Source organism: Falsiroseomonas selenitidurans (assembly GCF_012103215.1).
Taxonomy (GTDB): Bacteria; Pseudomonadota; Alphaproteobacteria; order Acetobacterales; family Acetobacteraceae; genus Falsiroseomonas; species Falsiroseomonas selenitidurans.
This window is the reverse complement of record NZ_JAAVNE010000121.1, coordinates 1-1,325: the sequence shown is the minus strand read 5'-3', so window position 1 is coordinate 1,325 and position 1,325 is coordinate 1. Positions and strand designations below refer to the sequence as shown.

The 1,325-nt window shown below is 68.8% G+C and carries 1 protein-coding gene; it reads right to left on the bottom strand.

Annotated elements, in window-relative coordinates; translation table 11 throughout:
- Positions 1–14 precede the first annotated feature (14 nt).
- Positions 15–1,252 (bottom strand): IS3 family transposase gene (locus HEQ75_RS27605; RefSeq protein ID WP_235962170.1). Its coding sequence is split into 2 segments (ribosomal slippage): positions 15–916 and positions 916–1,252, totalling 1,239 coding nucleotides; the frame shifts between segments, so codons are not numbered across the junction.
- Between the last annotated feature and the right edge of the window lie 73 nt (positions 1,253–1,325).

The window sequence follows — 1,325 nt, the reverse complement described above, 5'->3', positions numbered from 1 at the left end:
TGGAGTGGCCCCCATCAAACCGGACACGCGGCATGGTTGGCTGACTGCAGGGCGATGAACTCACGGGGCGAGCGCATGCGCAAGCCGGAGTGCGGGTGGATAGTGTTGTAATCCTCGAACCAGGCGGGGATCTGCTGGAGGACGGAGATGGCATCCGGCCTGGGGTTCACGCGGGCATAGTCGCGCTTCAGGGTTTTGACGAAAGCCTCGCAGACGCCGTTGCTCTCGGGGCTGCGGACCGGCGTGAAGCATGGAACCAGGTTCAGCGCGGCGGCGAAGTCGGTCGTCTCAGCAGCGGTGTAGGCGGAGCCATTGTCAGCGAGCCACTGGACGGGCTGCGGGGCGCGGATGGCGTCGAACCGGCGCTCGACGCAGTCCAGCATCATGTCGCGGATCATCTCGCCGGAGATGCCGCCGCCGGAGGTGGCGACCCATGCGATGATCTCGCGGTCATGGGTGTCGATGGCGAAGGCGACGCGCACGACCTCGCCGTTCCAGCAGGGGATCTCGAGGCCATCGGAGGCCCAGCGCTGATTGGAGGCGGGGGCGACGACGGTGCCCTCATGGGCGCGGATCGGCCGCCTGCCGGTGTGGGGCTGAAGAAGCATTGAAGAGAGGCGCATCAGCCGGAAGATGCGCTTGTGATTGAGCGGGGGTTCGCCGGAGCTCCGCCTGGCGCGGTTCAGCAGGGCGGTGACGCGGCGGTAGCCGTAGGTGGGGCGGGCATCGGTGACGGCGCGGATCTCGGCCAGCACGGCCTCGTCCTCGGCACGGCGGTAGGGGCCACGCCGCGGCCGATCGGGGCGCCGGAGCCTCTCGACCAAGTTGGACCTGGCGACGCCGATTGTGTCGGCCACGGCCTTCACCGGGAACCGTCCCGTGGCGGCGACGGCAAGCGCAACGGCTGTTTTTTTGGGCGTGCCTGTTCCAGCGCCTCGCGGAGGATCTCGGCCTCCATCGTCTTGCGCCCGAGGAGGCGCTCCAACTCACGCACCTTCGCCTCGAGTTCGCGGACGCGGCTGGCGGCCACCACGTCCTCGTCGGCTCTGACCGCCTCCAGGCCACCCTCGGCCATGCGTCGCCTCCACCCGAAGAGAAGGCTGGGGGACACGCCATGGAGCCGGGCGACGGCGGAGACCGTCATGCCGGGCTGCATGGTCTGTTCGACCAGCCGGACCTTTTCCTCGGCAGTGTAGCGTCGGCGGCGCTCCCGGCCGGTGATGATTTCAACGCGCTCGATGGGCTTCGACATAGGCGCACGCCTAGGCTTACGCCCAGGCCCTCACGGTTGCGCCGCCTGTCCGGTCGAATTGGGGGCCGCTCCA